General features: G+C 65.4%; 5 protein-coding genes and 1 pseudogene. 3 read left to right on the top strand and 3 right to left on the bottom strand.

The genetic code is table 11. The features are described from left to right. Positions 1 to 616 (top strand): annotated as a pseudogene (locus AC2W7M_RS16325) (hypothetical protein); the annotation flags it as partial. A gap of 22 nt (positions 617 to 638) precedes the next feature. Here AC2W7M_RS16325 and AC2W7M_RS16320 read toward each other — a convergent pair. The 3 genes from AC2W7M_RS16320 to clpB form a co-directional block, all read right to left on the bottom strand. Next, positions 639 to 1,058, bottom strand: coding sequence for a DUF2267 domain-containing protein (locus AC2W7M_RS16320; protein ID WP_486133286.1), 420 nt, complete (start codon positions 1,056 to 1,058; stop codon positions 639 to 641). Positions 1,059 to 1,282: 224 nt separating this feature from the next. Then, the gene (locus AC2W7M_RS16315; RefSeq protein WP_486133284.1) at positions 1,283 to 2,293 is read right to left on the bottom strand and encodes a hypothetical protein; all 1,011 of its coding nucleotides are present in this window, start codon (positions 2,291 to 2,293) and stop codon (positions 1,283 to 1,285) included. 360 nt (positions 2,294 to 2,653) lie between these two features. Continuing rightward, positions 2,654 to 5,293: an ATP-dependent chaperone ClpB gene (clpB, locus tag AC2W7M_RS16310; protein WP_486133282.1), complete on the bottom strand. Its 2,640-nt coding sequence runs from the start codon at positions 5,291 to 5,293 to the stop codon at positions 2,654 to 2,656. Between the two features lie 337 nt (positions 5,294 to 5,630). Here clpB and AC2W7M_RS16305 point away from each other — a divergent pair, with 337 nt between their 5' ends. Both AC2W7M_RS16305 and AC2W7M_RS16300 read left to right on the top strand, forming a co-directional pair. Then, entirely contained in the window at positions 5,631 to 6,167 is a 537-nt protein-coding gene (locus AC2W7M_RS16305) for an arsenate reductase ArsC (protein ID WP_486133280.1), read from the top strand. A 109-nt stretch (positions 6,168 to 6,276) separates the two neighbouring features. Continuing rightward, the coding region (locus AC2W7M_RS16300; protein WP_486133278.1) for an SPFH domain-containing protein at positions 6,277 to 7,249 on the top strand (973 nt) is incomplete at its 3' end.

Here is a 7,249-nt window from a genome sequence, read left to right as displayed (position 1 = left end):
ATGGCGGAGCGCGCCGCCCCCCGCGCCGGAAGACCTCGTGGCCGAGGAGCGCGGCGGGCTGCCGGTGCCCGTCACCATGTCGGAGGCGACCAAGACCCCGTTCCGGCGCGAGCTCAATGCCGGCGTGCCCATGGATCTGGCCGTGGTGCTCGACTTCTACCGGCGCGAGCTGGGCCAGCGCGGCTGGAAGGAGGAGGCAGAGGGCCGGACGCTCGCCGCCGACGCCGCCACCCTGCGCTTCACCGCGCCCGACGGGCCGGCGGTGCTCAAGCTCGGCCGCAAGGGCAATGAGACGACGGTGAACCTCGCGCTGAGGAGCCCCGAGGCGGCGAAGGCGGCCGGCATCCTGCCGCCGCCCGGAAAGGCGCGGGTGATGTTCGGCAATATCGAGCCGCAGGCGGCGACCCTCACCTTCGACAAGAAGACCATCAAGGTTCCCGCCAATGCCGGCACCAAGGCGCCGGACGGCCCGATGCTCGACCTCGCGCCGGGCAAATACCGCTATGCCATCAAGGTCGGCGGCAAGACGGAGACCGACGACATCGAGGTACGCGCCGACGAGACCTGGGGCCTGATGGTCGGCCCCGGCGGGATCCTGCCGCTGCAGGCATATTGAGGGGGGTGGGGGGCGGGGCGGGTCAGGCTTTCCAGAAGTCGGCGGCGCCCTCGGGGAGGGTGGCGAGGACGCGGTCGAGGGTGCCCGCGTCCATGTTCCGCCGCAGCGCCGCCGCCACGTCGGCGATGGCCGAGGCCGGCGCGAAATTGTGGTGACGACGCAGGTTCTGCACCTCCGCCGTCATCGTCTCCCGATCCGCGAACGGCCGCCGCGGCTCCGCCGGGTCCCAGTCCGCCACGAAGATGGCCCGCAGCACGGGCGGCAGCACCCCGGCAAAGCGGATCGCCTCCTCCACCGACAACCGCCGCCGGAACACCACCAGCACCCCCTCCACCATGGTGTAGGCCTGATTGCGCGTGGCGAGCCCGGCCGTGTCCCGCGCATCGGCGAGGAAGCGGTCGAACTGCTCGGTGGCGTGCTGGAGGTCGAGGGGGATGGGCATGGGAGCTGATTTTGTCGTCCCTTCTCTCCGTCGTGGGATTATCTACGTCGGCGGATAGCCCGGACAAGAGCGGCTAGGGCTGACAACAGAGCAGCGAGGGACGAAATCCAATCCTGTGTCATTCAAGTCTCCATTTATTAGGCGGAGACAATGAACCCGAAAAAAGAGCAGTGCACAGGCAACAACCACCAATCATCCCCCTATGACCCCAAGACGTCCCCCCCTCACGAGCCGCGCTTCGGCCTATATTCCACGCCGTTTGGGCGACGTTCAAATAGCTCCTTTATATGACGTGCAACCCACTTTTCATCGGGCTGAAATGTCCAATTTGGATCAGATGAAACTAAATTATCAACAATTTTAGCACACTTCCCAAGAGAAATGTCGGGATTTTCACGAATTACATCTTTAGCTAGTAATCTAAGTCTATCTGTAGAATTCCGGCTTTTGTTTCGTCTTTCTCTAGCAGCCTTTTCCTGAATATATTTTGCTTGACGCCCCTTGGTCGCTGACGGCAAAAGTTGGCTGGCGGCTTCCGCTTTGGCCATTAGATATCCAAATGCAACATACGGTTCGTAATCGAACGTCTGCTGCCCTTCCAACAAGGCGAGGAAGGCTCTCTTATAAATTGGATCAATCTCATTGTTAAGTTTTGGCCAACTCTCGATCGGTTCGTCGAGAAATTCTTGGATATTCGGCAATCCCATTTGATCTCCCAATTGATCGATCAAACCCCGAAAAGCCGCCCCGTAATTTCCGGCTATGAGAAATGTGTCTATGGCGCTCGCTCTCAGTAGGACAAGCGGCCTCTTAACGTTGATGGCTTCGCCGTTAGGGTGAATTACACTCAGATGTGCGAGCTTTCCTTCTCTCTGGTTAGAAGGCGCAAATTCTTTGAATGTGGGAGCTAGGAGGCGCGGCGTCACAGAATTGATGACGACGGTACAGCCCTCAGTGACCTCAATGAGGCGCTCGCCCCGACCCATCAAATCCTTTGCATAGTCAGGTGTCCACGGAAAAACGAGCTCTGGGCCATAAAACGCGCTCAGATCGCCATAGCAGCCGAGCGGACATAGTGGCTGCCACTGTTCCTTATCGCAATCACAGTCCAGTTTTAAGTATACCCCATCTACAAGCGTCGACTCCTTATTTGTCCACGCCATCAATAAATAAAAGGCGCGCATAACCTCTTCATCGTCTACAGGGGTTGGATTATGTTCAACGGGTGTGGTCATGACCCCATGCTAAAGGCTACTCATGCTGGAGGGAAGTAGTCTCGCCTTTTTTGCTAGAGGACAAATGCATTCGCATGTCACTCTTCCGCCTGCCTCACCACCGGCGGCTTTCACCCCGTTCCCGTCCGGCAGGATCGAGGGCGGGGTTTCCTTAGAGGAAGTAGTCGCATCATCGTGTAGATGGAATCACCGGGGCCATCGAACCCGTTGCTCCCTTGCGGACTGGGTGCCGTGCTAGTGTAGAGGGTGAGCGAGCCGTCGGCGTTGCGCTTCAGGCTGCCGCCTTCCCCCGCACCCACAAAAAAACCCCCGGCGCTCTCACGCCGGGGGTCCATCCTCACACCCTAAACCCCAATCCCCTCACGCCGCCCGATCCACCTTCGCCGCCTCGCTCTTGAAGGTCAGGTGGCCGCCGTCGAGCCCCACCGTCACCTTGGCGCCGTCGAGGATCTCGCCGCCGAGGATCTTCTCGGCGAGGGGGTCCTGCACCAGCTTCTGGATGGTGCGCTTCAGGGGGCGCGCGCCATAGGCCGGGTCGTAGCCCTTCTCGGCGAGGAAGCTGCGCGCCTCGGGGGAGAGCTCGATGGTGATCTTGCGATCCTCCAGGAGCTTGCGCAGCCGGCCCAGCTGGATGTCCACGATGTGGTCCATCTGGTCCCGCTTCAGGCGGTGGAACATGACGATCTCGTCGATCCGGTTGATGAATTCCGGGCGGAAGTGGCGCCGCACGGCCCCCATCACCAGGTCGTAGGCCTCCTCGTCGGAGACCACCTCCTCGCCCTCCTTGCCCGGCACCTTGAAGCCCATGGGCTGGCGCGGATCGGCGAGGAATTCGGCGCCGAGGTTCGAGGTCATGACGATCAGCACGTTGCGGAAGTCCACCGTGCGGCCCTGCCCGTCCGTCAGGCGCCCGTCGTCGAGCACCTGCAGGAGGACATTGAACACGTCCGGATGCGCCTTCTCCACCTCGTCGAACAGCACCACCTGGTACGGCCGGCGCCGCACGGCTTCGGTCAGCGCGCCGCCCTCGTCATAGCCCACATAGCCGGGAGGGGCGCCGATCAGCCGGCTCACGGAGTGCTTCTCCATGTATTCGGACATGTCGATGCGCACCATCGCCGTCTCGTCGTCGAACAGGAATTCGGCGAGCGCCTTGGTCAGCTCGGTCTTGCCGACGCCCGTGGGGCCGAGGAACAGGAACGAGCCGATGGGCCGGTTCGGATCCTGGAGCCCGGCGCGGGCGCGGCGCACGGCGGTGGAGACGGCGGCGACCGCCTCCGCCTGGCCCACCACGCGCTTCGCCAGTTCCAGCTCCATGCGCAGGAGCTTCTCGCGCTCGCCTTCCAGCATCTTGTCCACCGGCACGCCGGTCCAGCGGGAGACGACGCCAGCGATGTGGCTGGGCGTGACGGATTCCTCCACCATGGCGCCGGCGCCGCCCGCCTGCTCCAGCTCCGCGAGCTTCTTCTCCAGCTCCGGGATCACCGAATAGGTGAGTTCGCCGGCCTTCTGGTACTCGCCCTGGCGCTGCGCGGTGGCAAGGTCCGCCCGCGCCTGGTCGAGCTTGGCCTTCACGGTGGTGGCCTCGCCGAGCTTCTCCTTCTCCGCCTTCCACTTGGAGGTGAGGGCGGAGGCGCGCTCCTCGAGGTCCGCCAGCTCCTTCTCGGAGCGCTTCAGGCGGTCCTTGGAGGCGGCATCGGTCTCCTTCTTCAGCGCCTCCTGCTCGATCTTGCGGCGCATGATCTCGCGGTCGAGATTGTCCAGCTCCTCGGGCTTGGAATCCACCTGCATCCTGAGGCGCGAGGCGGCCTCGTCCACCAGGTCGATGGCCTTGTCCGGCAGGAAGCGGTCGGTGATGTAGCGGTTGGAGAGAAGCGCCGCCGACACCAGCGCCGAATCGGTGATGCGCACGCCGTGGTGCAGCTCGTACTTCTCCTTGAGGCCGCGCAGGATGGAGACGGTGTCCTCCACCGTGGGCTCGGCCACGAAGACCGGCTGGAAGCGGCGGGCGAGCGCGGCGTCCTTCTCCACGTGCTTGCGATACTCGTCGAGCGTGGTCGCGCCGACGCAGTGCAGCTCGCCGCGGGCAAGGGCGGGCTTCAAGAGGTTGGACGCATCCATGGCGCCGTCGGTCTTGCCGGCGCCGACCAGGGTATGCATCTCGTCGATGAACAGGATGATGCCGCCTTCCGCGCTCTCCACCTCGGACAGCACGCTCTTCAGGCGCTCCTCGAACTCGCCGCGATATTTCGCGCCGGCGATGAGCGAGCCCATGTCGAGGGCCAGCAGCGACTTGTTCTTGAGGCTCTCGGGCACGTCGCCGTCGACGATGCGGCGGGCGAGGCCCTCCACGATCGCGGTCTTGCCGACGCCGGGCTCGCCGATGAGCACGGGGTTGTTCTTGGTGCGGCGCGCCAGCACCTGGATGGTGCGGCGGATTTCCTCGTCGCGGCCGATCACCGGGTCGAGCTTGCCGTCCCGCACGGCCTGGGTGAGGTCGCGGGCATATTTCTTCAGCGCGTCATAGGCGTTCTCGGCGGTGGCGCTGTCCGCGGTGCGGCCCTTGCGCAGCGCCTCGATGGCGGCGTTGAGCCCCTGCGGCGTGGCGCCGGCCTTGGCGAGGATCTTGCCGGCCTCGGTGTCCTTCTCGATGGCGAGCGCCAGCAGCAGCCGCTCGACGGTGACATAGCCGTCGCCGGCCTTCTTGGCCGCCTGCTCGGCGGTCTCGAACACCTTGGCCAATTGCTGGCTGAGATAGACCTGGCCCGAGCCGCCCTGCACCTTGGGCAGCTTCTTGAGCGCGGCCTCGACATCGGCGCGCACCAGCGTGGGATTGCCGCCCGCGCGCTGGATCAGGCCCGAGCACAGGCCTTCGGGGTCGTCCATCAGCACCTTCAAAAGGTGCTCCGGCGTGAACTGCTGGTTGCCCTCGCGGACCGCCAGCGACTGGGCGGACTGGACGAAGCCCCGCGCGCGCTCGGTATAGATCTCGAAATTCATGTGTCTGTTCCTCCTTCTCGCGCCGGCCGCCTTCGAGAAGCACGGCGGCACGCTGGGGCACGGCACCGGCATCCCCGGCTACCGCCGCGCGGATGGACCACACCCGCGCTGTCGCTCATGTGGGTGTGGCCTCGCGGCAACGGAAGGGGGGTGGGCCGGGCCGGCTGTGGAATTTCTCCGCGGCGCGCCGGCCGGTCATTGATCCGGCGCGGGTGCGGGTCCGCGGCACCGACACAAAAGCTTCGAAAAGCGTGACTATAAGATACCGCTCCCGCGCGGCCGCCGGCTCCGGGGGCGGATGGCGTGCGCCCGGCTCCGGGCGCCCTGGGAGGACCCCATGTCGAGCTCGGCCGAACCGCATCGCGCGTACAATGTCCTGTTCCTTTGCACCCACAATGCCGGCCGCTCGCTGATGGCCGAGGCGATCCTCAACAAGGACGGCGCCGGCCGCTTCCATGCCTTCTCGGCCGGCACGAACCCCGATCCGCAGGTGCACCCGATGGCGATCGAGACGCTGGAGCGGCTCGGCTATTCCACCGAGGGGCTGCACCCGAAGAGCTGGGACGTCTTTGGCGGCCCCGACGCGCCGCACATGGACTTCGTCTTCACCGTCTGCGACGACGCGGCGGACGAGGAATGCCCGATCTGGCCCGGCCATCCCATGACCGCCCATTGGGGCATCGAGAACCCGGCCAAGGTGGACGGCGGCGATATGGACCGCGGCGCGGCCTTCAACCAGGCGTTCCGCCACCTCAAGAACCGCATCACGGTGTTCGCCAACCTGCCGATCGCCAGCCTCGACCGCCTGGCGCTGGAGATGCACCTCCAGGAGATCGGCCAGATGGAAGGCACCACCCGCGCCGCCGCCGGCTGACCGGACATCCCGGCGGCGCGCTGGCGCGCCTCGCACCCTTGCCCCGCCGCTTTGGCCATGACCATATCGGCGCGGCAGCCCCGCCATCGGGGCGCGATTGGGGGCGCCCATGATCGATTTCGGTCCGAATCTCTTCGTCCTCGTCCTGCTGGTGCTGGCGATCGCCGTCGTCTTCTCCGGCGTGAAGACGGTGCCGCAGGGCTACCAGTTCACGGTCGAGCGCTTCCGCCGCTACACCAAGACGCTGACGCCGGGGCTGAACCTCATCGTCCCGTTCATCGACCGCATCGGCAACAAGGTGAACGTCATGGAGCAGGTGCTCGACGTTCCCACCCAGGAGGTCATCACCAAGGACAACGCCACCGTCTCGGTGGACGGCGTCGCCTTCTTCCAGGTGTTCGACGCGGCGCGCGCCTCCTACGAGGTGGCGCAGCTCGATCTCGCCATCCTGGCGCTGACCATGACCAATATCCGCACCGTCATGGGCTCCATGGACCTCGACCAGCTGCTCTCGCACCGCGACGAGATCAACGAGCGCCTGCTGCGTGTGGTGGATGCCGCCGCCGCCCCCTGGGGCGTGAAGATCAACCGCATCGAGATCAAGGACATCGTGCCGCCCAAGGACCTGGTCAACGCCATGGCGCGGCAGATGAAGGCCGAGCGCGAGAAGCGCGCGGTGATCCTGGAGGCGGAGGGCCAGCGCCAGTCCGAGATCCTCAAGGCCGAGGGCCAGAAGCAGGGGCAGATCCTCCAGGCGGAGGGTCGGCGCGAGGCCGCCTTCCGCGACGCCGAGGCGCGCGAGCGCTTGGCCGAGGCCGACGCCAAGGCGACGCAGATGCTCTCGGTGGCGATCACCGCGGGCGATCCGGCGGCGCTCAATTATTACATCGCCGAGAAGTACGTGAAGGCGTTCGAGACGCTGGGCGCGGCGCCGAACCAGAAAGTGGTGCTGATGCCCTATGAGGGCACGGCGCTGCTCTCCTCGCTGGCCGGCATCGGCGAGATCGCGAAAAGCGCGTTCGGCGGAGCCTCAGGAGAAGGGATGCCGTCGGCGCCGACGCCGCGCGGGCCGCCGGCCCACG

The sequence above is a fragment of the Xanthobacter sp. BG11Y11_SDJG genome, from assembly GCF_057364445.1.
Note: the sequence above shows the minus strand (reverse complement) of the source record. Positions and strands in the feature narration are given on the sequence as shown.